General features: G+C 38.5%; 21 protein-coding genes. 2 read left to right on the top strand and 19 right to left on the bottom strand.

The genetic code is table 11. The features are described 5' to 3' along the window. Nucleotides 1-148 precede the first annotated feature (148 nt). From I7X29_RS05050 to I7X29_RS04960, 19 genes are all read right to left on the bottom strand, one after another. On the bottom strand, nt 149-1,138 hold the full coding sequence (locus I7X29_RS05050) for an IS30 family transposase (protein WP_198465715.1): 990 nt from the start codon (nt 1,136-1,138) through the stop codon (nt 149-151). 492 nt (nt 1,139-1,630) lie between these two features. Continuing rightward, nucleotides 1,631-2,410: a hypothetical protein gene (locus tag I7X29_RS05045; RefSeq protein ID WP_198465716.1), complete on the bottom strand. Its 780-nt coding sequence runs from the start codon at nt 2,408-2,410 to the stop codon at nt 1,631-1,633. A gap of 203 nt (nt 2,411-2,613) precedes the next feature. Beyond that, nucleotides 2,614-3,951 (bottom strand): NupC/NupG family nucleoside CNT transporter, encoded by a 1,338-nt coding sequence (locus I7X29_RS05040; protein ID WP_198465717.1) that lies wholly within the window; start codon nt 3,949-3,951, stop codon nt 2,614-2,616. 12 nt (nt 3,952-3,963) lie between these two features. After that, nucleotides 3,964-4,572, bottom strand: a complete 609-nt coding sequence (locus I7X29_RS05035; protein WP_088592998.1) for a bifunctional nuclease family protein — start codon at nt 4,570-4,572, stop codon at nt 3,964-3,966. 149 nt (nt 4,573-4,721) lie between these two features. Next, entirely contained in the window at nt 4,722-5,168 is a 447-nt protein-coding gene (locus tag I7X29_RS05030; protein ID WP_088592999.1) for a copper resistance protein NlpE N-terminal domain-containing protein, read from the bottom strand. 21 nt (nt 5,169-5,189) lie between these two features. Then, complete coding sequence (locus tag I7X29_RS05025; RefSeq protein WP_198465718.1) at nt 5,190-6,644, bottom strand: sensor histidine kinase; 1,455 nt, start codon at nt 6,642-6,644, stop codon at nt 5,190-5,192. Between the two features lie 19 nt (nt 6,645-6,663). Then, on the bottom strand, nt 6,664-7,011 hold the full coding sequence (locus I7X29_RS05020; protein ID WP_009412727.1) for an SPOR domain-containing protein: 348 nt from the start codon (nt 7,009-7,011) through the stop codon (nt 6,664-6,666). 16 nt (nt 7,012-7,027) lie between these two features. Beyond that, nucleotides 7,028-7,570 (bottom strand): bifunctional pyr operon transcriptional regulator/uracil phosphoribosyltransferase PyrR, encoded by a 543-nt coding sequence (gene pyrR, locus I7X29_RS05015; protein WP_198473110.1) that lies wholly within the window; start codon nt 7,568-7,570, stop codon nt 7,028-7,030. A 9-nt stretch (nt 7,571-7,579) separates the two neighbouring features. Beyond that, entirely contained in the window at nt 7,580-10,051 is a 2,472-nt protein-coding gene (locus I7X29_RS05010; protein WP_198473108.1) for an O-antigen ligase family protein, read from the bottom strand. A gap of 53 nt (nt 10,052-10,104) precedes the next feature. Then, nucleotides 10,105-10,428 carry a type II toxin-antitoxin system RelE/ParE family toxin gene (locus tag I7X29_RS05005; protein WP_198473106.1) on the bottom strand — a complete coding sequence of 108 codons (324 nt, stop codon included), beginning with the start codon at nt 10,426-10,428 and terminating at the stop codon, nt 10,105-10,107. After that, nucleotides 10,418-10,636, bottom strand: coding sequence for a hypothetical protein (locus I7X29_RS05000; protein WP_198473104.1), 219 nt, complete (start codon nt 10,634-10,636; stop codon nt 10,418-10,420). Before I7X29_RS05000 ends, I7X29_RS05005 begins: the two co-directional genes overlap by 11 nt. A 76-nt stretch (nt 10,637-10,712) precedes the next feature. Beyond that, nucleotides 10,713-11,795 carry a DNA replication/repair protein RecF gene (recF, locus tag I7X29_RS04995; protein ID WP_198465916.1) on the bottom strand — a complete coding sequence of 361 codons (1,083 nt, stop codon included), beginning with the start codon at nt 11,793-11,795 and terminating at the stop codon, nt 10,713-10,715. Nucleotides 11,796-11,933: 138 nt separating this feature from the next. After that, nucleotides 11,934-12,698 (bottom strand): leucine-rich repeat domain-containing protein, encoded by a 765-nt coding sequence (locus I7X29_RS04990; protein WP_198473102.1) that lies wholly within the window; start codon nt 12,696-12,698, stop codon nt 11,934-11,936. Nucleotides 12,699-12,851: 153 nt separating this feature from the next. Beyond that, entirely contained in the window at nt 12,852-13,574 is a 723-nt protein-coding gene (locus I7X29_RS04985) for a leucine-rich repeat domain-containing protein (RefSeq protein WP_198473100.1), read from the bottom strand. An 8-nt stretch (nt 13,575-13,582) separates the two neighbouring features. Further along, entirely contained in the window at nt 13,583-14,695 is a 1,113-nt protein-coding gene (locus I7X29_RS04980; RefSeq protein WP_198473098.1) for a thiol-activated cytolysin family protein, read from the bottom strand. Nucleotides 14,696-14,731: 36 nt separating this feature from the next. After that, nucleotides 14,732-15,616, bottom strand: a complete 885-nt coding sequence (locus I7X29_RS04975) for a hypothetical protein (RefSeq protein WP_198473096.1) — start codon at nt 15,614-15,616, stop codon at nt 14,732-14,734. 6 nt (nt 15,617-15,622) lie between these two features. Further along, nucleotides 15,623-16,531, bottom strand: a complete 909-nt coding sequence (locus I7X29_RS04970; protein ID WP_225883665.1) for a hypothetical protein — start codon at nt 16,529-16,531, stop codon at nt 15,623-15,625. 397 nt (nt 16,532-16,928) lie between these two features. Beyond that, on the bottom strand, nt 16,929-18,926 hold the full coding sequence (uvrB, locus tag I7X29_RS04965) for an excinuclease ABC subunit UvrB (protein WP_198473094.1): 1,998 nt from the start codon (nt 18,924-18,926) through the stop codon (nt 16,929-16,931). 114 nt (nt 18,927-19,040) lie between these two features. Then, nucleotides 19,041-19,610 (bottom strand): hypothetical protein, encoded by a 570-nt coding sequence (locus I7X29_RS04960; RefSeq protein WP_198473092.1) that lies wholly within the window; start codon nt 19,608-19,610, stop codon nt 19,041-19,043. A gap of 254 nt (nt 19,611-19,864) precedes the next feature. Between I7X29_RS04960 and I7X29_RS04955 the strand changes: the two genes are divergently transcribed. After that, nucleotides 19,865-22,069 (top strand): S9 family peptidase, encoded by a 2,205-nt coding sequence (locus I7X29_RS04955; RefSeq protein WP_198473090.1) that lies wholly within the window; start codon nt 19,865-19,867, stop codon nt 22,067-22,069. 22 nt (nt 22,070-22,091) lie between these two features. Next, on the top strand, nt 22,092-23,495 hold the full coding sequence (locus I7X29_RS04950; RefSeq protein WP_088593010.1) for a peptide MFS transporter: 1,404 nt from the start codon (nt 22,092-22,094) through the stop codon (nt 23,493-23,495). The last annotated feature ends 101 nt before the right edge of the window (nt 23,496-23,596 follow it).

Here is a 23,596-nt window from a genome sequence, read left to right as displayed (position 1 = left end):
ATATACTTATCTCCATTCTTATCGGATGTATGGCATATAATAGCCTCTATGAATGGCAGGAGATAGAAGCATTAGAACTTGGCAATAAAAAAATAGACGAGCTCCGAAAAGAAATAAACAATATCAATATTCAAATGCCGAATTCAAGTTACAAATGCAACTTTTCAGTTAGACATTGATTTGATTTTGCAAAGTTATTAGAAAAGAATTCTAATGGTGTTAGGTAACCGAGTCTTTTTCTCGGTCTGTTATTTAGTTTGTTCTGTATCATTTTGACATCTTCCTCTGTTAGATCCTCAAATGAACTGCCTTTGGGTATAAACTGCCTTATAAGACCGTTCAGGTTCTCATTTGATCCTCGTTCCCAACTATGATATGGACGGGCAAAATATACATCTATTTTAAGGGAAGAAGCAATTTGCTGGTGATCTGAGAACTCTTTCCCATTGTCAGCCGTTGCTGTATGTAACAAGTCTTTAATAGGGCCAAGTATATCCACCATAGCTTTGGTAAGCGGTTTGGCTTCTTTCCCTTCAAGTAATGCCAACCAGCATATTCCAGTTGCCCTATCGTTTATCGTAAGCAAGGCTCCTTTATGGTTCTTTCCAATCATGGTATCAATTTCTAAATCCCCAAAACGGCTTCTTTGCTCCACTATAGCTGGGCGATTTTCTATGCCTACTCTATTACTGATGATGCCTCTATTGTCCCTGGAAGCACCACGTTTTCGATACCGCCTACCTTTGTGTCGTAGGTGAGTATGTAGGTCTCCGCCACGCTTCTTATCCTCCCATATATGCTGATAGATACGCTCATGGCTAATACATTCCAATCCTTCCAATTCGCATCTTCCAGCGATCTGTTCTGGACTGAAGTCCTCTCTGAGTAATTCTTCAACACGTTCACGTACAGCTTGAGTAAAGCGGATTTTTTTCGTTTTTTTTTGCATTCGCTTCTCGTATTTTCGCTGTGCCAAATCAACATTGTATTGCCCGCTTCGCTTGTCACAATTACGTTTAAGCTCACGGCTAACAACGGATTTGTCTTTACCTATGGCAGAGGCTATAAAATTAATTTTGCAACCTTGTTGCTTCATCACAAAAATTGTGTACCTTTGCTCTTTGGTTAAATGACCCATTCTTTTGAACTTTTGGACGGAGGCAAAGATAGTCATTTTCCCCTGCTCAGACAAAGGGAGGATCTATTTTTTTCCTCTCTTTTGTTTGAGTAAAGTTTTATTTACTTCCTACCTCCGAAAAAAGTTGCATTTATTAGTTGAATTTAGGTTTTTCTCGTTTTTGGAGAATTGAAATTACTTTCCAAAAATTATTATATATTGATAATCAGTGTTTTTTATATTTTAGCAAAAAGTTTTTGGAGAATTTTTCTCGTTTTTGGAGAATTGAAATCTATTTTTTATAGTTAAACAAAAATAGGTTACGAATAAATAGAGGTGCTGTCTAAAAAGTTTTATTTGCGTGGGCGTTTGCAAAACGCCCGTACACAACATACTATAAAAGCATTTGATTATCAGATTTATAGACTTTATAAAGTTTTTGACTTTGACAAATCTTATGACGGGCAAGAAACTTTACCAAAGTTTATTCTCAAGATATAAAAGGTGGTGGTTTTAGTTTTTTTCTTCTTTACTAAGAAATTCCTTTTGTGTGTAAACTCTTCCTGTTTTGCTATTCATATAATAGATAAGATCACTTGCACTAGGGGGTTCTCCTCCTGAAGGATCAGTTTCTGCTTCTCCGCCTTTATATTTTAATCCTATTATATAATAATCGTTTTCAGTAGTAGTATCTCGTGGTTTTCCGTAGCTAATATTAAAACTTAACTCAGCATTTAGAGGGTCGCCTACAAAAAATCCTTTTCCCGTTTTTAAATTGATAACTCCTTGCTTTTCTATGAACTTTAAAACATCAGCAGGTTTTATCTTCCCATATCTATTTTCTTCATTAACCTGAGTTAATTTGCCGTATTTATCATAATACTCTGACGTACCAATTAGTAAATACTGACCTAAAAGAGTTTTTTTCTCTTTGATATAACCATCAATATAAAACTCTTTTAATACAGTAATATAGGGAGGTTTTCCTATAATCTCACGAATATACCCTCCAAGGAACTTATCAGAAGCATCTCCTCCTTCATACCAATTCATTGATACAACCATATCTCCGTTAGGCTTTACATACACACCTTCCGAAACTTTTTTCACTTTTTCAAACAGTTCAAAATCAAACTTTTCTCTTACAGTATCTTTGTCTTTTAAGTTTAAGAACGTTTGTAATTCTTTATTTTCTTTTTCCTCTTTTGCAATATTTATTACTGAATCTTCTTTTATTTGTTTTCTATTCTCACAAGAAGTCAATAACAAGAAAAATAATATAAACTTTACCATACATCTTTAATATTTATAGTTAAACAAAAATAGGTTACGAATAAATAGTGAGGCGTTTGCAAAACGCCCGTACACAACATACCCAAAAGTAATTGATTATCAGGTTTTTTAAGACTTTGTCAAAGTCCAAGGACTTTGACAAAGTGTAGCGATGCAAATGCGATTTTGAGGCTTTTTAGATAGCCACATTGATTATTTTTTAATTATCCTATTATCATTCCGGCGATGGTGGCTGACATTAGAGAAGCTAACGAACCGCCAAGCACTGCTTTGAGTCCGAATTCTGAAAGGGTTTTGCGTTGGTTAGGAGCTAAAGCACCTATACCGCCTATCTGGATACCTATAGAGGCAAAATTGGCAAAACCACAAAGCATATAGGTAGCTATCATTATTGATTTGTTGTACATCAAGTGAGGCTGACTCGCCATATCTTTGAGGATACCTAATTGAGTGTAGGCTACAAACTCTGAAGAAGCGAGTTTTACCCCAAGCAATTGCCCCATTAGCATCACATCTTCTTTGGCAATCCCGATGAGCCACATCACGGGGGAGAAAATTGTACCGAGAATCATCTCAAGCGAAAGACCTTCTTTATAAGGCGTATTAGCAGCAATAAGTCCATTGAGATCCCCAGCATAGCCCATCCAGTGGAGAATATAGTTAATCATCGCAATCATCGCAACGAATACGAGGAGCATAGCAGCTACGTTGGCAGCAAGTTTGAGTCCTTCGGTAGTACCATTGGCGATAGCATCGAGTACGTTAGAACCTACATTTTCCATTGATACGTGAGAATCGTTAGAGAATTGTTCGGTTTGTGGACAGAGGATTTTGGAAACTACAATAGCTCCAGGAGCAGCCATTACTGAGGCGGCTAACAAGTGACGAGCGAAAAGCAAGCGCATTTCGGGGTCATCACCGCCGAGGTATTGTATATAAGCCGCCATTACCCCACCGGCTACAGTAGCCATACCGCCTATCATCACGAGGAGGATTTCGGAGCGGGTCATTTTAGAGAGGTAAGCCTTAATCATCAAAGGGGCTTCGGTTTGACCGAGGAAGATATTACCTGTAACCGAAAGACTTTCGGCTCCTGAAATATTGAGAAGTTTAGAGAGTGCCCACGCCATTCCGCGTACTACTATTTGAATAACTCCTAAGTAGAACAAGAGAGAGGTGAGCGCTGAAAAGAAGATAATAGTAGGTAGTACTTGGAATACGAATATATACCCAAAAGCATTGGTATCAAGCAGGTTACCCAATAGAAACTGGCTACCAGCTTTGGTGAAATCTAATATCAACACGAACACACTACCAGCAAAATCAAAAGCTTTTTGAATGAAGCCTACTTTGAGGACACCTATAGCGAGCAGTAGTTGTATAGTTAAGCCAATACCTACAGTGCGCCAATTGATAGCGCGGCGGTTACTGCTAAATAGAAATGCTATAAAGAGAATCACTACCATTCCTAACACCCCACGTCCAAAGCTTTCCATTGTAAATCCTTCACTGGGGATTACTTTCATAATTGTTTCTTCCATCTATTATTGTTTTTAAAAGGTATTATCACGTTTTGAAATTTCGTCTCTCACTTGAGCAGCCATTTCGTAATCTTCGTTTTCCACACATTCACTGAGCATTTTTTTAAGTTCGCTAAGTGAATATTTGGAATATCGATTGCGGGATTCATCGTCGGCGACATCGTCTAACGACGGGCTCACGGGTTGTTTTTTGTTGTCTTCGTTAGGCAAAGGGATGTAGATACCTGCGCGTTCTACAATTTCTTTATAGGTATAGATAGGTGCGTTGAAGCGCAATGCGATAGCAATAGCATCGCTGGTACGGGCATCGATAGTGCGTTCTTTGTTATTTTGCGCACAGAGCATATTAGAATAAAAAATGCCTTCCTCTAATTTGTAAATCACTACGCGTCGCACTTGGATACTGAAAGTATCGGCTAAATTTTTGAAGAGGTCGTGTGTGAGGGGGCGTGGTGGGATGATGTTTCTCTCTAACTCTAAAGCAATAGCTTGCGCCTCGAAGGTGCCTATGACGATAGGCAGCTTCAAATCGGACTCTAATTCGTGCATTATCAGCACAAAAGCGTCGTTTTGAGAATGGTTATATGATATTCTTTTGACAAAGAGGCGTACTAAATCCATTGGTAGGTTAGCGTAAGAACTTTTTAATTGGGGGGTAAAGGTAAGATAAAAAAAGAGAACTACAAAAGTTTTGTTAAAATATTTTTTGAAACGACACGAAAAAGGCTATGCAAAGTATCGCATAGCCTTTGTTTTAGTGTAATTTTGTTTTACATTTGTTTGGTAAGAGTATATTCTTTTACCATTTTAGGTTCTTTACCATCTTCACCTACTTGTACGATATTATCGCCTTTGGTAATATAGAAAGATTTGTGATTATCAGCTTTAGAAACGAGTGTAAAACCTTTATCAGTGCGTTCTACTTTACCTTCTTCTTTAGATTCAAAGTTTTTGCTTGCACAGTTTTCTTGTTTTACATAGGTGTCATCGGCATAGAGATGGATAACAGTAGCCATTCCGCCGCAATCGGCAGCTGGAAGCGTACCTACATAAGTAGCTAACAATTGAGGAGTTACCATTTCTTCTACTTTTTCAGCAGTATTCTCCATCATAGTAGCAGTTTCACTTGCTACAGTGTTAGCAGTTTGTGAAGGATTGTTTTGACAGGAGGCGAGCAAAAGCACAGCAGCTCCTAGTGTAAAGATGTGTTTTTTCATAAAAATATAATGTTTAATACGTTACTTATTCAAAAAATGTACCAATGTTACAACAAATTCGCTGCCTTTGCCTACTTGGGAGGTAAAGGAAATGCTACCATTGTACGAGAGCACGATATTCTTTACCATTGCCAATCCTAAGCCACTACCGCTGGTTTTGGTAGTGAATTTGGGTTCAAATATTTTTTCTTTATCGGCATCGGCGATACCTATACCGTTATCTTTTACGGTGAGAGTAATACCTTTCTCACTTTTAGTAAGCGTTACTTCTATTGCGGGGAAAGGTTCATTTTCGGTAGCTTGGAGAGCATTTTTCACGAGATTGGTTACCACGCGCCCTAATTGATCTTTATCGAACACAGCGATAATCTCATCGTGAGAGTGTGTGAAGTGAATTTCATCGGTGTTGAAAATATCCAAAGTACGCTTGACAACAGACACAAAATCAAACTCTTCGTCGTTTTTAGCCGGCATATTCGTAAGAGCTGAGAAAGCCGTAGAGATATTGCTGAGGATATCAATTTGCTGGATGAGTGATTCGCAAAACTCGTTGGTTTGTTCAGTAGTTTGAGATTCGCGGCTCGCTTTGCGCTGATAACTCTGTACCGAAAGACGCATAGGAGTAAGCGGGTTTTTGATTTCGTGCGCTACCTGTTTTGCCATATCGCGCCACGCTTGTTCACGTTCCGATTGTGCCAAGAGCGCTTTACTATTCTCAATCTCGTCAATCATTCCGTTATACGCATTTACCAATTCAGTAATTTCAGCAGGTGCTGATTTGAGGAGGATTTTTTCATTCTGCGATAGCAAGCGCGTTTTCTCTAATCGGTTTTCAATGGTTTTAAGCGATTTGGTGATGTACTTAGAGATAAAGTAAGCTACCGTGAGGGCTACCACCAAGAGTGAGAAATAGACAATTGCCAAATTGTAGAGTGATCCTTCTAAAGCACGCTCGTTGAAAGTATCGTTCTCAAAATAAGGAATATTGAGAATAGCGATAGGCTTGAACTGCAAATCGGTGATATAACTATAGGAAGTTTGATAGCCGCGCCCTGCAAACTCGTGGTGTTCTACCAAGCGTTTGTTGAGGGTTGCTGAGAGCTGATGTAGTACTGCAGGTGGAATGAAAAACGCATCTTGATCGGGAGAGAGAGAGGCTTTAGAGCTTTTGAGCAACACTCCATCGAGGTCATAGAGGGCAAAATTCAGGTTTTGGATGTTGGCAATGCTATAAATATCTTCACGGAAAATAAGGGGAATATAAGGAGTTTCGACAGGGAAAGTTGTTTGCGAAAACACATATTGTATTTGCATTTTTATTTGGTTTTCCTTGTCGACAAGACGTTCGTCGTGATATTCCAACGCTTGTTTTTTGTATTGGCTGACCATCACTAAGGCTAAGATAGCAAAAGACACCAGCACGAGGAGGGTCATACTGAGGAATATCTGGAAGCGAAGGCTGTTTTTCTTGAACATAGCGTTCCCCTATTAGAGATTATTTTAAGCCAACCACGAAAGCAGCAGGATAGGATTTTTTAATCTCTATCAAGTTTTTTTCGGCTTCTAAGCGTGTTCGGAAGCTACCGATGCGCACTTTGTAATTAGGAGACTCGAAAGTGAGCAAGGCAGGATATTGTTTGTATTTATTTTTAGCATCGAGTAAGGCTTTGTTTGCCTCGGTGATGTTACCGTTGTAGATTTGCACTTGGAAAGCACTTTCGCTGCGGGCTACTTCTTTTTTGTACTCCATAGCATCGGCGATATTGCTCTCTTGGTTGATAGTTACTTGTGCATAAGTAGCGGCTGTGAGCAATAAAGCAGCGGTGATAAATATATTTTTCATCTTTGTTAAAAAAGTTTTACTTATTAATTACCTGAACGGAATTGTCGTTCCAATTCACGATTACACGTTCGTTGTTGATAGCATCAACCTGCTTGCCGCTGTAATCGGGCTGGATAGGCAGTTGACGGCTAAAGCGTCTGTCGATAAGCACTAAGAGCTCTATTTGTGAGGGGCGACCAAAGCTTTGTACGGCACTGAGTGCCGCGCGGATACTTCTGCCGGTATAGAGCACATCGTCGATGAATACCACACGTTTGTTTTCCACGATGAAATCGATAGCGGTAGAGTTAGCCTCTAAGGGTTTGCCCGTACGGCGAAAATCGTCGCGGAAGAAAGTGATATCCAAGAGCCCCAATGGAATATTGGGTAGGTTATATTCCTCGGCGAGCAGACTCACCAAGCGCTGGGCTAAGTGAGTGCCGCGGGGTTGTATACCGATGAAAACTGTATCGGAAAAATTGTTGTGGTTTTCAATCAGTTCACAAGCGAGGCGGTGGAGCATCACTTGGAGTTCCTTTTCACCGATAATTTGCTTAGTATAAGTGTTATCGATAGTCATTATACGTGTTTAAAAGGTAAGGGTGTTTAAATTCTTTTGAGCATCGGCATTGCCTTCGGCGGCAGCTTTTTGGAAAAAGACTTTGGCATTGTTTCTATCACCCAACATATAATAACAAGAGGCGCGATAGTTATTCAACACAGGGTCTATAGCGATGCCGAGTTGTTCCATTTGGGCAATATCGTTGATAGCGCGTTGATACTGCTGGGTGTTGTAGTAGCTAATAGCGCGGTATTTAAGTCCGTCGATATGAGCGGGTACTTTTTCTAAGAATTTAGTAAAGACAGGGATAGCCTCGGCATATCGTTGTTGCAAATAAAGCTGCATTGCCTCGCTGTAGAGGGGAGCAAATTGCTCTACTTGCATACGCGAAATAATTTTGTTGCGATTGTTGATGATTTCCTGATTGGTAGGCAAATACACAAAAGCAGTATCTAACACGGCGCGTGCTTCGGGAATTTGGTTATTTTTCTCCAATAGGTATGCCAAAGAGTTCCAAGCTTGTACTTCACCGCGATTGGCCAAGCGAGCATCTCTATCAACATCGACGTGGAAGATGCTTTTCAAACGTTTTTTCCACTTAGGTTCTTCTTTTTGTATGCTATCTTTTTCTAAACTCAAAAACTGTTTGAGCAATTTGATAGATTCTTGTTCTTTACCCAGATTGTTGAGTGCAAAAGTTTCTAAGTTCAAACTACCGTAGAAATTAGGTTTGATCATTCGGGCTTTGTGAGCGTATTTGTAGATACTATCTAATTTCTTTTCGGGTTCCATAAAGTAGGATACTGCCATAAAATACTCAGGGCGAGCATCGTAAGGATGATAGTGAATAGAAGAAAGGATTTTGCGAGCTTCATCAAACTTTTGTTCATCGATGAGGTAGCGCGCTTTTTCCACATCTACAGGTTCGGCAACAGCGGTGAGATTAGGGATACGAGGATAGTTACGTATGAGGTAATCGGCAGGAGATTTAGGAGAGCGTACCCCTTGTTGTTCTTCTTTTACCATTCGTTGTATTTTAGAGGAATCGAAGTACATTCTTTCAACAATCACTCCTAATACCATTGCCACTACAGCTATAGCACCTATAAAGCCAATAGCAAGTGTAGGAAGTTTGCGTTCTTTGCTGTTTTTCCCAAAGTACAATACAGCTAAACCTACTGCTATCCCTACGTAGATACCAAAGAGTGCTTGGATTTCAGGGCGATCCTGAGGGAAGTTGAAAAAGGCATCGAACGAATAGGCAAAAAGCCCAAAGAGCGGCAAGAAAAACCACTGTTCCTGTTCAGAATTTTTATTTTTATAAGTGCCTTTGAAGAAGTAGAAAGCCGCTAAGAGGAAAATAGCCACAAACGCCAAACCTCCTAAAATACCCACTTCGGCAGTGAGCTCTAAGAAGTCGTTGTGGTTTTTATACATATAGATATAATGCGGACTATAAGAGTTTTCATACTGCAAGAAGCGCACTTTCCAGTTACCAATACCCACACCGAGTAGAGGGTCGTTAGGAATCATATCAGTAGCAGTGATTACCCAAGCGGTTTTACGCAAGTTGTTACTTTGGTTTTCTTGGTTCGCCACCTCAGCCAAACGGGCACCGAAACTAGTGCTTTGTCGTACTTCTTGAGGGTATAAATAATTCTGTACAAATGAGAAAATACCGAAAGCAATAACTACCAATCCTACGTGTATCAGCACTTTTACTCCTGTTTCACGACGTTTGAGGATGAAAAAATCGATTGCACCATAGATCACAAAAATCACCACAGTGAGGATTGTAGCCAAATAGAAGGTACGGGTACTCATAAAGAAGACCGCCAAAGTACCTAAAGTAAGTCCGACAGCTCCAATGAGACGCAAATAGTTTTCTCGGCGGAAGTAGAACAGCCATACTGCAAAAGGTATCTTGATGAATATAGCTGAAGCTAAGATGTTTTTATTAGAATATGAACCTTTGATAGCCAAATCGGTAGCAGTGCCTTTGATGACCCCTTTAATACCGTCCATCGCCACTAAGAAGTCGTAGCAAAGCAGAATCGTCATTGCTAAAGCTAAGACAACAATTCCTTCTTTGTAGTAAATTACCAAAGCAGAGACCATCCACGCGGCAGAGAAAGCGGTGAATATTTTGAAGAAGTGGAGGATAGCTTCTTCAGTATTGATAGCCTTGGAAAAAGAGAGCAATGCCATTACCATTATGAGGCTATAGGCAATCCCTATTTTATTGGTAAAGAAGCCAAAGAGCACCTGAGTGCGTTCTCTAAATTCTTTGATAAAAAACACGAGAGCAACCACTACTAAGTTAAGGATTGCAAAGGTGTAGAATTTGGTAGCGTTAGAATCGAACGCCATCCAGTTAGGGGTGATTACCGTTACATAGCCATAGGCGATGAGCAAGAAGGTTGCTAACCATTTGATAGGGGTGTTTTGGGGTTGTGCTGCAACGGCAGCAGTAGAGGTTTTCTTGTTATTGGGTTTCATATTCAATTAACAATTAACGATTTATAATTAACAATTGTGATAAGATTATTTTTTTACTTTTCCATATCAGAAATTCTATTAAATATTTGCTGTGCTTTTATTTCTTGTTTAGCATTAACGATTGCTATAATAATCACTTCCGAAAATTCTTCTAAAGCAATATAATGAATGCCAAAATGAAATTTTTTAGTAAAGAAAATACGAACTTCTCCATATCTTTTAGAAGCTACGAAGGGAAAATCCTTTAATGTTTCTATATAATCAACTATTTCATTATAAGCTTCGAGCCCTAAGTCTTCTCTAAAAACATTATAGAAATCTATAACATCATTCAATTCTTTCTCTGCTCGAGGATGAAAAATCAAACTAAATGACATACTTCTGCATTATTTTCTTTTTTACTTCTTCAAAAGGGATTCCAATAGCGGGATTTTCTTTTATTTCGATAACTCTTTTATCCAATTCTTTTTTAAAGGAATCAGATAAAAAAGGTTGTTCATACTCAAATTCTACCCCCATTTTTTCAAATAAAGAGGTCAATTCGGCTGTTTGCATTTCGTTTTTAGGATAAACTAATAAGCACATATTTTTATAATTAATAATTGTGATATTTCTTATATTAAGTTTGTTTTTAGAGGGCGTTTGCAAAACGCCCCTACTTTTAGGTTACTTGAATCATCTCGTAGGCTAAACCAGTGCTTTTTACGACTGCTTCAGTGCGTTGTGAGTGAGTATCGGTGATGAACAGCTGTCCGAAATGTTTTTGAGTTACTAACTGCACTAATTGGGTTACGCGAGTATCATCGAGTTTATCGAATATATCGTCTAAAAGTACTATGGGGGTAATCCCTAATTCTTGTTGTAAAACTTCAAATTGCGATAGCTTTAGGGCTATCAAAAACGACTTCTGTTGCCCTTGGCTACCGTATTTTTTCATTGGGAAACCTTCAATTTCAAAGAGCAAATCGTCTTTATGAATACCGGTTGTGGTGTATTGTGCACTGCGATCACGCTCGGTATTTTCGCGAAGTAGCGTTGCTAAATCGCTTTGGTGTAACTGACTTTCATACTGCAAATTCACACGTTCTTTTCCTCCTGATATATAGGCGTATTGCTCACTAAAAACAGGTAAAAACTCTTCCATAAAGGCGCGTCGTTTTTCGTAGAGGTGCTGCCCTAAGGGGGCTAATTGCTCATCATAAATACTGAGAGTTTCTACAGAAAATACTCCGTTTTCAGCCATTTGCTTTAGCAGGGTATTGCGTTGCAAGAGGATGCGGTTGTAACGCAAGAGCAGTTCTAAGTAAGCTCTATCGGTTTGCGAAATGACACTATCTAAAAACTTACGGCGGGTTTCACTGCCTTCTACTATCAAGTCGCGATCGGAGGGGGAGATGATCACCATAGGATATTTACCTATATGGTCGGCAAGGCGTTCGTAGGCTTTACCGTTGTGTTTCATCACTTTTTTTTGTCCTTTTTTGAGGCTACAGACAATCTGTTCTTCGCGTGTTTCGCGCTGAAACTGTCCCTCAATGAGGTAGAATTCCTCACCGTGGCGTACATTCTGTACGGCACTTGTGGTGAAGTAGCTCTTTGCCATTCCTAAGTGATAAATAGCATCGAGGAGATTGGTTTTTCCTACGCCATTATCGCCTACAAAACAGTTGATAGTAGGGCTAAAGGCATACGTTTGTGAGGGTATGTTCTTGTAATTGACGACGGATATTTGTTTTAAAAACATCATTTGCAAGGGCAAAGATACAAAACAATTGATAATTAACAATTAATAGCTAACAAAAAACTTTGCCAAAGGTGCGAGCCGCACGGGCTATCACCTTTGGCAAAGTGTATTTTTATAAGATTGTTATAGAAGAATTTTTTATTCCTCTTCTGAAATAATATTGATATATGGTTTGAACCCTTCTGCTTTTTTATACACCTCTGCTCTTCCTTTAGGTACATAAAAACGTCCTTTCACAATAGGTTCATAAACTTGCTTTACATAATTGAACTCTGAGCCAAAAATAATTAATATTCTTGGAGGATTTTGTCCTTTAAAAGTTACACTACTTAACTTTTCACAAGAAACAAAAGCTGCATTTGCAATATTCTGTACGCTTTTAGGAATTGTAACTGAAGCAATTACTTTGTTAGACTTAAATGCGTTTCTTCCAATAGCTTGCAGACTTTCAGGAAAGTTGAGAACAGGAATTTGGCACTCAGAAAACGCTTCATCACCAATGGTGATAAGCTCCTCTGAAAACTGAACAGAAGTAAGTGAAGTTTCAGCAAAAGCGTTTACACCAATCACTTGTACCCCTTTAGGAATAACAATACTTCTGAGTTTAGTTTTATAGAAAGCTATGTTATCAATATCTGTCAGTCCCTCAGGTAGAGTAATACTTCCTAAGGTTTTGTGTTGATAAAAAGCAGCATTACCAATGACTTTTACTTTTCTAAGTACTGCATCAGCTTGCATATTGAGCACTGCTGTGTTCTCGTTTTTCCACTTCACTAAGGTGAGCCCATCAGCACTCAATTCATAATCAGAAGCAGGAATAGTAATAACTTCTTCATCATTACCTTTATCCTTTTTACAAGCAAAGAGGATAAAAACAGAAAGGAGTAATAAAAAATTTTTCATTGTATTATTAGTTTTTAATTATTCGTGGCAAAGATACAAAACAATTTGTGATTAGCAATTAATAGCTAACAAAAAACTTTGCCAAAGGTGCGAGCCACACGGGCTATTACCTTTGGCAAAGTGTATTTTTATAAGATTGTTATAGAAGAATTTTTATTCCTCTTCTGAAATGATATTTACATATTTCTTGAAACCTTCATCGTTTTTATACACCTCTAATCTTCCTTTAGGCACATAAATACGAGTTATTGAGTCAATATAATTAAAAGGTAAGTTAATTTTTGGAGGATTTGTTCCTTTGAAAGTAGCTGAAGTTAATTTACTACAAGCAAAAAAGGATTCTTCCGCTATATTCTGTACTCCCTTAGGGATTGTAACCGAAATAATTGCTTTATTACCCCAAAAAGCACTTTCGCCAATAGCTTGTAAGCTTTCAGGGAAATTGAGAGAGGAAATTTCACAATCATAGAAAGCACCTTTGTCAATAGAGATAAGCCCTTCTGAGAATTGAACAGAGGTGAGCGATGATGACCCAAAAGCAAATTCTTTTATTACTTGTACTCCTGCAGGAATAGAAATATGCCTAATTTTAGCATACCAAAAAGCTTCTTTTTCTATACTCCTCAAATTGGTAGGGAATGTAATACTTACTATATTTTTATGTATGTAGAAAGCTTTTTCTCCTATGACTTGTACCTTACTAAGAACAGGATCAGCTTGCATATCAAGAATCGTTGTATTCTCATTCTTCCACTTTATTAAGGTAAGTCCATCAGCACTCAATTCATAATCAGAAGAGGGGATACTATTGTCGTTATCTTTTTCCTTACACGCAAAGAGTAAAAAGGCAGATAATATGAATAAGATATTTCTCATAGTTACTCTTATTTATAGTTAAAGCGTTGTTCTGTAAACATAGTACGTACAGTTACTTCGCGATTGTCTTTTAAAGAACGTACTTTATAACCAATGGGTACAGCTCCTTTTACTAAACTTTCCGAATTAGGCTTTAGTAAAAAGTCTACAAAGCTATCGTAGTCTCTTACTGATTTAGCACTTGATAGAGGCCCTCCTGCAAGTAATATTACTATATTGCTTTTCTTAAAATAGTTCCTCTGTTCTTCAAGACTACTCGCACTTGCCGTTAATCCTACTTTAGCAAGCCCCACACTGATACTTGCTTCTATTTTCTTTGTAACTTCTGAAATACTTTCGTCAGTTTCAACTAATAGAGTAGCTACACGCCCATAATCTACACTACTAATATATACAGGCTCATAATTACCTATGATTTGGATATCTCCCCATTCGTTAGCCGATTTAGGGTCAATAGATACATTGTAAAATAATTGACGCACTTTTATCAATATATGTTTTTTAGTATTAATATTGAGTTCTTTCTGTTCATAACCAAAACTACCTTTAGCTAAACCTTTGAGTACTTCTACTTTTACGTGAATTCCTAAGGTTTTTGTAAAACTCTCTTGAGTAGTTACTTCATTAGAAACATAAGACATATATGATGCTACATTATTATAGTCTACCTTTTCAGCTTTTTGGCTTACCAACGTATTTACTTTTTCTTTTACATCACTGGGAGTAGGAATAGCTATTGCTTTCACTACAGCTCCTGAGCCTTTTAAAGTAGTAGAGAGTGTAATTTCTTTTGGATTGTTAATTTTTAAATTGGTATACTCTCCTTCCAAAAAGGCTTCTCCATTCAATACACTACCTGGGTAGATAGTTTCGAGGTTTGTGGCGTCTACTATCTGAACAGGGTCTAAGGTTTGTTGCTTCCTAACGGTTTCAACGACCTCTACCTTATTGCCTATTAACCTACCCGTTTCCTTAGAGGTAATTACTTGCTCTTGTTGTTCAGGAAACGTTACAGATTTCAAACCAGCAAGCTGATCTGAAAAACTCTCGTCGTTATCACACGACATCATACACATAGCTACTGCTATGAAACTTAAAGTTTTTAAATTTGATAATTTCATAATGTTTATTCAATTTTTAGTTATTAATTTAAAAAATCAAAAGGGGTCAATAATGGGTACATTATAATATTCTATACGGTATTCTTGTTGTTGTTCATCTATTTTTTGAACAATAATGACCCTAATTGAACGACATACATTTTTATCATAGTCTTCAAAAGTATACTTTTCTCCTACTTTTACATCTTTTTCAGGTGAAGTGTATTTATCACACATTATTTTAAGAGTTTGTTTTCCACCTGCTGATAAATATATATCTGTTTCATTATCACCATCATCTACTACTAAGTCATAGTAAATATAAATTCCCGAGAAACGGAATCCCTTTATATAAATATCACTACAATTATGAGGAAATCCTGCAAAGCAAGATTTTACAAAGCGTTTTATCGTTATTTTTACAGCATTAAAATTGATAGTAGGGAGGCTTTGCTTTCCTATTTTCTTTCCTTCTTGTTCCTTCTCCAAAATAAAAGGAATTTGAAAAGACCCCGCTACCAATGGTTTGATATAAAACTTATAAACCCCCGTTTTTCCAAATTCTATACGTGGTTGTACAACTTTTATTTTTTCTCCATTTTCATTTTCAAGATAAATTTCATAATCTACTTGTAATGATTGGTGATTTCGATCCCTTGTTTTTGTAGGGGTAATTACATATTTTGTAGAGAGTTGTTTATCTGCTTTTGCAATAGAATCTGTAATAGTAATAGTGTAGGGGATATAATCTCCTACCATAATATTTTTAAGATTTCTAAATGGGTCAATTACCTCTCCAAACTCCCCTGTAAAACCATCTTTAATAGTAGCATTAAAAGTTAGAAAAGACTGTTGAGGAGTTTCTTTTTGGCTATCTTCGACCTTATCACAAGCGATAAGTGCTATACATAGTAAACTAAATAGAGTAAGAAAATGTTTCATAAGTTTTTATTTACAGAGTGGACAGCTTGTTTCTTCTTTTCCTTTAAGAATAGGAATGTCATAGTATTCTATGCGAAGTTCTTCTTTTTCTTTTATCTTTTGTACTACAGTGATATCTGCAATGGAGAAAAGTTTATTTACTTTATCTCTTATCGAGTATTCTTTTCCTGCTGTTAGACTATCTGATGATGTTTGATTATCATATTCTTTATACTTTATAGTAAACGTTTGATAAAGAAGATCAGAAGGAGGAAGAGATAAATAGATGTCAGTTTCATTTTCTCCATCTTCCATTTTAAAACGATAGGTATAATAGTCATTACATAAAAGAGAATTACTAAACCTAAGCGTTTTATAACATGTTCGCATATTATCTCTCAAAAATGTTATTTTTACAGCATTGAAGTTAACTGTAGGAAAAGTTATTTCTCCTGCTTCTTGCATTTCTTTTTTTTCTTCTTTTTGCACTACCTTTCTTTTTACTAATTTAAAGGGTATTTTAAAACTGCCGGGCACTAATGGTTTAATGTAAAATTTAAACTTCCCAGCTCCATCTATCCTTATATAAGGAGTTTCTTCTTTTCTTATTTTTTCATTATCAGTATAAATTTCATAATCTACCTGTAAAATTTGATGATTTTTATCACTCTTTTTGATAGGTACTAATATATATACATACTTCTCATTAGGAGAAGTTTCTTTTTCTTTAATAGTAAGTGTATAAGGAATAAGATCTCCTACCAATATATTCTTAAGATTTCTGTGCAAGATAAGCTCTTCTCCATTTTCTCCTGTAAACCCATCTTTGATAGTAGCACTAAAAGTATCACTTGTTATTTTAGGATTTTCTTCTTTTATAACCTTATCTTCATCACTCTTGCTACAGCTAATAAAAGCTATTACTAAGCTCATCATAAATAAATGCTTTTTCATATGATTCATTATTAAGTTAATAATTTTATTGTCAAATAATTTTTACATTCACGAGGCAAAAATACACAAATTTCAATTCCCTACAAAATATTTTTTCATTTTTTTGTTATAAATACAACTTTAGATCCGACAATATGTTTGTTAGCTTATAAAAACATCTTTTTATTATTGTATTACTACTGTTGTGTTGATTAGAAAAAAATCAACACAACAGTAGTAGGGCAAATATACAAAACAATCCGTAATCAGCAAATTTTTTAACATTTTAATTCAGGAAAATCTCCGAAAATCTTGGAGAGGCTCAGAGAGCATCAGAGAGAAAAATCTTTATTTATAGAGGTTGTCATCAACTTTGGCAAAGGTGCGAGTTGCTAATTCCCTAATTTGCTAAATCCTGCAATCTTTTTAGTTCATCGCGGTATTGGGCAGCTTTTACGAAATCGAGGTCTTTGGCAGCGGTTTCCATCAACTTGCGGGTTTCTTTGATTTTCTTTTCCAACTCCTTAGCCGATAAATAGACTGATTGGGTTTCCGCAGCTATGTGTTCTTTGAACGATGGGTCATAGTGAAATTCGGTTATAGGGCTCTTGCTGAGACTGTTCTCTATTTTCTTGTGCAAAGGCTGAGGCGTGATGTTGTGCGCTTTGTTGTAGTTCATTTGCTTTTCACGGCGGTAATTGGTGTCGTCAATGGTGCGCTGCATACTCTCGGTAATCTTGTCGGCGTACATTATCGCCTTGCCATTTACGTTGCGGGCAGCCCGTCCTACGGTTTGAGTGAGCGAACGCGTAGAACGCAAAAAGCCTTCCTTATCGGCATCGAGGATAGCGACGAGCGACACTTCGGGCAGGTCTAAGCCCTCACGGAGGAGGTTTACCCCTATGAGCACATCAAAGAGTCCTTTGCGGAGGTCTTGCATAATCTCCACACGCTCTAATGTATCTACATCACTGTGAATGTAACGACACCTAATGCCAATGCGGGTGAGGTATTTGGTAAGCTCTTCCGCCATTCGCTTAGTGAGGGTGGTTACCAATATACGCTCGTCTTTCTCGGTGCGCACTTGTATTTCTTCTACCAAATCATCTATCTGATTTTGACTGGGACGCACTTCTATTTCGGGGTCAAGCAATCCTGTGGGGCGTATCACCTGCTCTACGTACACGCCTTGTGTTTGTTGGAGCTCATAGTCGGCAGGGGTGGCACTCACGTAAATCACTTGGTTTTGTAGGGCTTCAAACTCCTCGAACTTCAACGGACGATTGTCCATCGCAGCAGGCAATCGGAAACCGTATTCCACGAGATTCTCCTTACGACTGCGGTCGCCACCATACATCGCGTGCACTTGTGAGACGGTTACGTGGCTTTCGTCAATCACCATCAAGAAATCATCGGGGAAGTAATCAATCAAGCAAAACGGACGAGTACCTGGTTCTCTACCGTCTAAATAGCGAGAGTAGTTTTCAATACCCGAACAATAGCCCAATTCGCGTATCATCTCAAGGTCGAACTCAGTGCGTTCTTTCAGCCGTTTGGCTTCTAAGGGTTTGCCTGATGCCTCGAAGAACTCTACTTGCTTCATCAAATCCTGCTGGATGTTCCATATTGCTTTTTGGAGAATATCGGGGGAGGTAACGAACATATTAGCGGGGTAGATATTGAGGCTCTCGTAGTGGTCTAACACGTGATTGGTAGTAGGGTCAAACTGTTCTATTTCTTCAATTTCATCGCCAAAGAAGTGGATGCGGAAAGCGTTGTCGTCATAGCCAGGGAAGACATCGAGCACATCGCCTTTGATGCGGAAGTTGCCGTGCCTAAATTCGGCAGTTGTGCGGGCATAGAGACTTTGCACCAATCTATGCATCAGCTTGGTACGAGGGAGTACGTCGCCTTGTTTGAGAGTAATCACATTCTTTTGGAATTCCACAGGGTTACCGATACCATACAAGCACGACACCGATGCGACAACCAGCACATCACGCCTTCCCGACAAGAGGGCAGAAGTTGTACTAAGGCGCAGTTTTTCGATTTCATCGTTGATAGAGAGGTCTTTTTCTATATAAGTACCCGTAGAGGGGATATAGGCTTCTGGCTGATAGTAGTCATAATAAGAAACGAAGTATTCTACCGCGTTATTGGGGAAGAAAGCTTTAAACTCCGAATACAACTGAGCAGCCAGCGTTTTGTTATGAGCCAACACAAGAGTAGGGCGCTGAATGCGTTCCACCACATTGGCGATAGTAAAAGTCTTTCCTGAGCCCGTAACGCCTAATAACACTTGGTACTTATCGTCGCGTTCAATGCCTTTTACTAACTGGTCGATAGCCTGAGGTTGGTCGCCCGTAGGGGCAAAATCGGAAACTATATTGAATTTCATTATTTTAGATTTTATAAAGTAGGTTTAAAAAGGGGTACAAAAGTACTATTTTTTACTGAGATTGCCAAAATGAGAATAGGCGCACGAGTTATAAGCTCACGATAGCTTGAGACCTTACTTGAAAACAAACTTTGTTTGATGCGGTACTTTATAGCATTCGTACCTACTGCAATGGGTGCTAATAAATTCTATAATGCGTTCTATTTCATCATTGACATTCTCTTTGAAAAACGCAGTATCAATCTCTATAAAATGTTTATCAAGAGGCGTTGATGAAAACTTATTAAACTTAACCGTAGCTTTATTTTTCAAAACTATCACCATACTACTGTATTTTTTAGAAGGCTTTCGCATCATAACTCTCTTTCCAAAGTTAATATGAGCAATCTCTTCCCACTTTTCCTTTCCCTGAATATATTCATCAAAAAGAATACCTTCATCAGTGAAAGTTATTTTAGGGTCTTTTAATCGAAGAAAAAAGAACTCTCCTTTTAACGCCTTAAAAAATATAAATGCTATGAAAAACATTAGCAAGCCTATCGCTATATTTTTTCGTTCAAAAAAATATTCTGACCTATAAGATGTTATAATATAGAAAATCAAAGGCATTACTGAAAGTAACAAAAATACAATTGTATGAAAAATACTTTGCTTTTTACTCAAATATATTGTAAGTGTTCCCATTGTTCATTAATTTGTCTAACCAGTCACGATAAGACGGCTCGTTTTGAGGTACAAAAATAGTACTTTTTATCAATATATCCAAAACTTGTAATCCATTAAAAATCAGCTTAAAAAAACCTCTCCCTAAAAAAAGATGTTAAAAAATTGCTGCTATCTCAAAAATTATTCCTAATATTGACGGCTCAAATCAGTTACGAGTTACGAGTTACGAATGACGAAATATACCTTAACAAGTTACGAATTACGAATGACGAATGACGAAATATACACTACATAAAAACTTATATGGGCGCAAGGCTTTGTACTTTTGCGCACTTCTGCTCATCTGTTACTTATTACCTGCTACTTATTACCTATTGCCTGCCCAAACGCTTCAAGAGATTTGGACTAAGGGCACTTTCTACCCTGAGCGTATGTTCAACCTCAAAGCGTTGCAACACACTCCTCAATACACTGTGTTAGAGTACAATCGCGAAAAACGCGCTCAAGAAATCAACCTCTACGACTTTGCGACTCTCACCAAAGTACAAACCCTGTTTCAAGCTAATGATAGAGTAAATCGCATTGAAGGTTATGAATTTTCAGCCGATGAGAAAAAACTCCTTATCGCCACTCGCAAAGAGGACATCTACCGCCATTCGTTTATAGCCGATTATTTTCTGTACGACCTCGCCACTGGCGACCTTAAAAAAGTGAGCGACAAGCGCATACAAGTCCCCACTTTTTCACCCAACGGCAAACAATTGGCTTTTGTATACGAAAACAACTTGTATTTATACGACCTTGCTACTGGCGAAGAAACCCAAATCACTACCGACGGACAAAAGAATGCTATTATCAACGGCACTGCCGATTGGGTGTATGAAGAAGAGTTTGGGATTGTGAAACTCTTTGCTTGGAATGCCGATGGCAGTCAGTTAGCGTTTATACGTTCGGATGAGCGCAGAGTACCCGAATTTTCAATGGATATCTACGGTTACGACCTCTACCCTACCCCTTATACTTTCAAATATCCCAAAGCAGGGGAAGCTAATTCGGCGGTGAGTTTGCACATTTATACTTTGGCTAACCAATCGGTAACCGAAATACCGCTCAACGCTTATTATATCCCACGTTTGCAATGGACAAACGACCCTCATAAACTCACAGTGCAGACCCTCAACCGCCACCAAAACGATTGGCAACTTTTACAAGTGAATAGCCAGACGAAGGCAACGACTTCCTTAGTGAAGGAAACCAGCGCGACTTATGTAAGCATTAACAAGGATATACTATTTTTACCCGATAATAGCTTTATTTACCAATCGGAAAAAGACGGGCATAACCATTTTTACTACTGCAATGCCAAAGGGAAATTAGTACGCCAGCTCACGCGTGGCAACTGGGAAGTAACCGATTGCTATGGTTACGACCCTAAAACCCAGCAGTTGTTCTACCAATCTACCCAAATAGGCTCTACCCGCCGAGGACTCTATGCGGTGAGCCTCAAAGGCAAAGCCCCTCGCGCACTTTCTACTGAGGCAGGCACGAACAAAGGAACCTTTAGCGGGGATTTCTCTATGTATATCCACGCTTTTGCCAATGCCTCTACGCCTCCACGCTATACGCTGAACGACACCAAAAGCGGCAAACAACTCAAAGAAATCATTACCAATGCGGAATACGCTCAGCGACTCAAAGCCTACAATTTGCCCGAAAAAGAGTTTATGGAACTGAAAACTACCAAAGGTACTTTCAACGCTTATATGCTCAAACCTAAGGATTTTGACCCTAAAAAGCAATACCCCCTATTGATGTACCAATACTCAGGACCAGGTTCACAAGAAGTAGCCGACCAGTGGTGGGATATGAACGACTTTTGGCATGCAATGCTCACCCAAAAAGGCTATATAGTGCTATGTGTAGACGGTCGTGGCACGGGCTATAAAGGAGCAGATTTTAAGAAATGTACCTATCAACAACTCGGCAAATACGAAGTTGAAGACCAAGCCGATGTCGCTCAGCTCGTAGGCGATTATCCTTATATCGACAAGAGCAGAATAGGTATATGGGGTTGGAGTTTTGGCGGTTTTATGTCGTCTAACTGTCTGTTTCAAAAAGGCGATATATTTAAAATGGCAATAGCAGTAGCCCCTGTTACCAATTGGCGTTTTTACGACACTATTTACACCGAGCGCTTTATGCGTACCCCTCAAGAGAATGCCAAAGGTTACGACGAAAATTCACCCTTGTTTCACGCTGCTAAACTCAAAGGCAAATACCTACTCATTCACGGTAGTGCCGACGACAATGTACACGTGCAAAACGCAATGGTGCTGATAGAAACTTTAGTGAGTTTACAAAAAGATTTCGATTGGCTCATCTATCCTGATAAGAACCACGGAATTTACGACAACACCGGCAGCACACGCTTTCAGTTATACACAAAAATGACGAATTTTATTGAACAAAATTTATAAACAAACCTTAATTTATTAATAAATGGATACAAACGTAGAAAATGAGAAGAAAAAGCACCCTAAGGGGCTTTATTTGGTGTTCCTAACAGGGATGTGGGAGCGTTTCAGTTACTATGGAATGCGCGGTATTTTGATGTTATACCTCACCAAAACGTGGCTTGAAGGCGGTTTGGCTTTCGATCCTTCCACCGCAAGTTTGATTTATGGTTTTGCGACCGGTCTTACCTATTTCACCCCACTGATTGGCGGATGGATAGCCGATAACTTCTTAGGACAACGCAAATCGGTGTTGTTAGGAGGATTTATAATGTTCTTGGGTGAGGCAGCTCTCTTCGCTTGGACGAGCCACGCAGGACTTTATTTAGGGCTCTTCCTGCTCATCATTGGTAATGGGTTCTTTAAACCAAACATTTCAGCCTTAGTAGGAGGACTCTATGAATCAGGTGATAAACGCCTTGACTCAGCTTTCTCTATTTTCTATATGGGTATCAACTTAGGGGCTTTCTTGGCACCTCTTATCACCGGATTCCTCACCGATAATATCTTTGCCAAAACCGCTATTGATGCCAATACAGGTGAAGTGGCAATGTCGTTCGGTTACAAATTCGGCTTTGGAGCAGCGGCTATAGGGATGCTCATCGGTGAATTGATATTTATTTTCTTTGCACAGAAATATTTAGGAGACCTCGGTTTGAAAGCTAAAGGCTCAACCAAAAAAGCAGTAGAACTTTCAGAAGCTGAAGCACATAAACCACTTACCAAAGAAGAAAAAGAACGCATTGCAGTAATCTTTATCTACTTCTTCTTTGCGATATTCTTCTTTGCTGGCTTTGAACAAGCGGGTTCATCACTCACCCTCTACACCGATAGTTATATCAACCGTGTGGTAGGTAGTTTTGAAATTCCTACCGCTTGGTTCCAATCAGTAAACCCATTGTTTATTGTGTTGTTAGCACCAGTATTTGCTACCTTCTGGGGTACTAAAATGGGACAACGTCTCACTACACCTTTCAAAATGGGATTAGGGATGATCCTTCTTGGGGTAGGGTTCTTCTTTATGCTTGGCGCTGTGTACGAACGCGGTGGCGCTATAGGGGTAGACCCTAAAGATGTTGCTGTAAAAGCGAGCTTGGCGTGGTTGATACTCACTTACCTCACTCACACCATCGGTGAGTTGTGCTTATCGCCTGTAGGACTTTCTACTGTTACTAAACTTTCACCTCCACGCTTAGCAGGACTTATGATGGGAGTTTGGATGATGGCAGCCTTCTTTGCCAACTCCATAGGAGGGGTGATCGCTTCTTATGTAGAAAAACTCGGTGCGAGTGTAGTATTTGCAGCGGTTTCAGGATTTGTAATCCTCTGCGGTTTAGGAATGATACTCCTCAACAAGAAACTTCAAGCGATGATGCACGGAGTAAAATAACAATTAACAGTTAACAATTAATAATTAACAATTAACAGTTAATAGATAACAATTAAAAAATCCCCTTGCGGTTACTACTGCAAGGGGATTTTTTGAATTAT

The sequence above is a fragment of the Capnocytophaga periodontitidis genome (genome assembly GCF_016126015.1).
Lineage (GTDB): Bacteria > Bacteroidota > Bacteroidia > Flavobacteriales > Flavobacteriaceae > Capnocytophaga > Capnocytophaga periodontitidis.
This window is presented reverse-complemented; position numbering and strand designations above follow the sequence as displayed.

Bases quoted from the DNA above. Each gene is read 5' to 3' on its own strand.
- I7X29_RS04985 (WP_198473100.1), bottom strand. From the start codon at position 13,574: ATGAGAAATATCTTATTCATATTATCTGCCTTTTTACTCTTTGCGTGT.
- I7X29_RS05045 (WP_198465716.1), bottom strand. From the start codon at position 2,410: ATGGTAAAGTTTATATTATTTTTCTTGTTATTGACTTCTTGTGAGAAT.
- I7X29_RS05020 (WP_009412727.1), bottom strand. From the start codon at position 7,011: ATGAAAAATATATTTATCACCGCTGCTTTATTGCTCACAGCCGCTACT.
- I7X29_RS04975 (WP_198473096.1), bottom strand. From the start codon at position 15,616: ATGAAACATTTTCTTACTCTATTTAGTTTACTATGTATAGCACTTATC.
- I7X29_RS04990 (WP_198473102.1), bottom strand. From the start codon at position 12,698: ATGAAAAATTTTTTATTACTCCTTTCTGTTTTTATCCTCTTTGCTTGT.
- pyrR (WP_198473110.1), bottom strand. From the start codon at position 7,570: ATGACTATCGATAACACTTATACTAAGCAAATTATCGGTGAAAAGGAA.
- I7X29_RS04955 (WP_198473090.1), top strand. From the start codon at position 19,865: ATGACGAAATATACACTACATAAAAACTTATATGGGCGCAAGGCTTTG.
- I7X29_RS05025 (WP_198465718.1), bottom strand. From the start codon at position 6,644: ATGTTCAAGAAAAACAGCCTTCGCTTCCAGATATTCCTCAGTATGACC.
- I7X29_RS05010 (WP_198473108.1), bottom strand. From the start codon at position 10,051: ATGAAACCCAATAACAAGAAAACCTCTACTGCTGCCGTTGCAGCACAA.
- I7X29_RS05040 (WP_198465717.1), bottom strand. From the start codon at position 3,951: ATGGAAGAAACAATTATGAAAGTAATCCCCAGTGAAGGATTTACAATG.
- I7X29_RS04980 (WP_198473098.1), bottom strand. From the start codon at position 14,695: ATGAAATTATCAAATTTAAAAACTTTAAGTTTCATAGCAGTAGCTATG.
- recF (WP_198465916.1), bottom strand. From the start codon at position 11,795: ATGTTTTTAAAACAAATATCCGTCGTCAATTACAAGAACATACCCTCA.
- I7X29_RS05005 (WP_198473106.1), bottom strand. From the start codon at position 10,428: ATGTCATTTAGTTTGATTTTTCATCCTCGAGCAGAGAAAGAATTGAAT.
- I7X29_RS05000 (WP_198473104.1), bottom strand. From the start codon at position 10,636: ATGTGCTTATTAGTTTATCCTAAAAACGAAATGCAAACAGCCGAATTG.
- I7X29_RS04970 (WP_225883665.1), bottom strand. From the start codon at position 16,531: ATGATGAGCTTAGTAATAGCTTTTATTAGCTGTAGCAAGAGTGATGAA.
- I7X29_RS05050 (WP_198465715.1), bottom strand. From the start codon at position 1,138: ATGGGTCATTTAACCAAAGAGCAAAGGTACACAATTTTTGTGATGAAG.
- I7X29_RS04950 (WP_088593010.1), top strand. From the start codon at position 22,092: ATGGATACAAACGTAGAAAATGAGAAGAAAAAGCACCCTAAGGGGCTT.
- I7X29_RS05035 (WP_088592998.1), bottom strand. From the start codon at position 4,572: ATGGATTTAGTACGCCTCTTTGTCAAAAGAATATCATATAACCATTCT.
- uvrB (WP_198473094.1), bottom strand. From the start codon at position 18,926: ATGAAATTCAATATAGTTTCCGATTTTGCCCCTACGGGCGACCAACCT.
- I7X29_RS04960 (WP_198473092.1), bottom strand. From the start codon at position 19,610: ATGGGAACACTTACAATATATTTGAGTAAAAAGCAAAGTATTTTTCAT.
- I7X29_RS05030 (WP_088592999.1), bottom strand. From the start codon at position 5,168: ATGAAAAAACACATCTTTACACTAGGAGCTGCTGTGCTTTTGCTCGCC.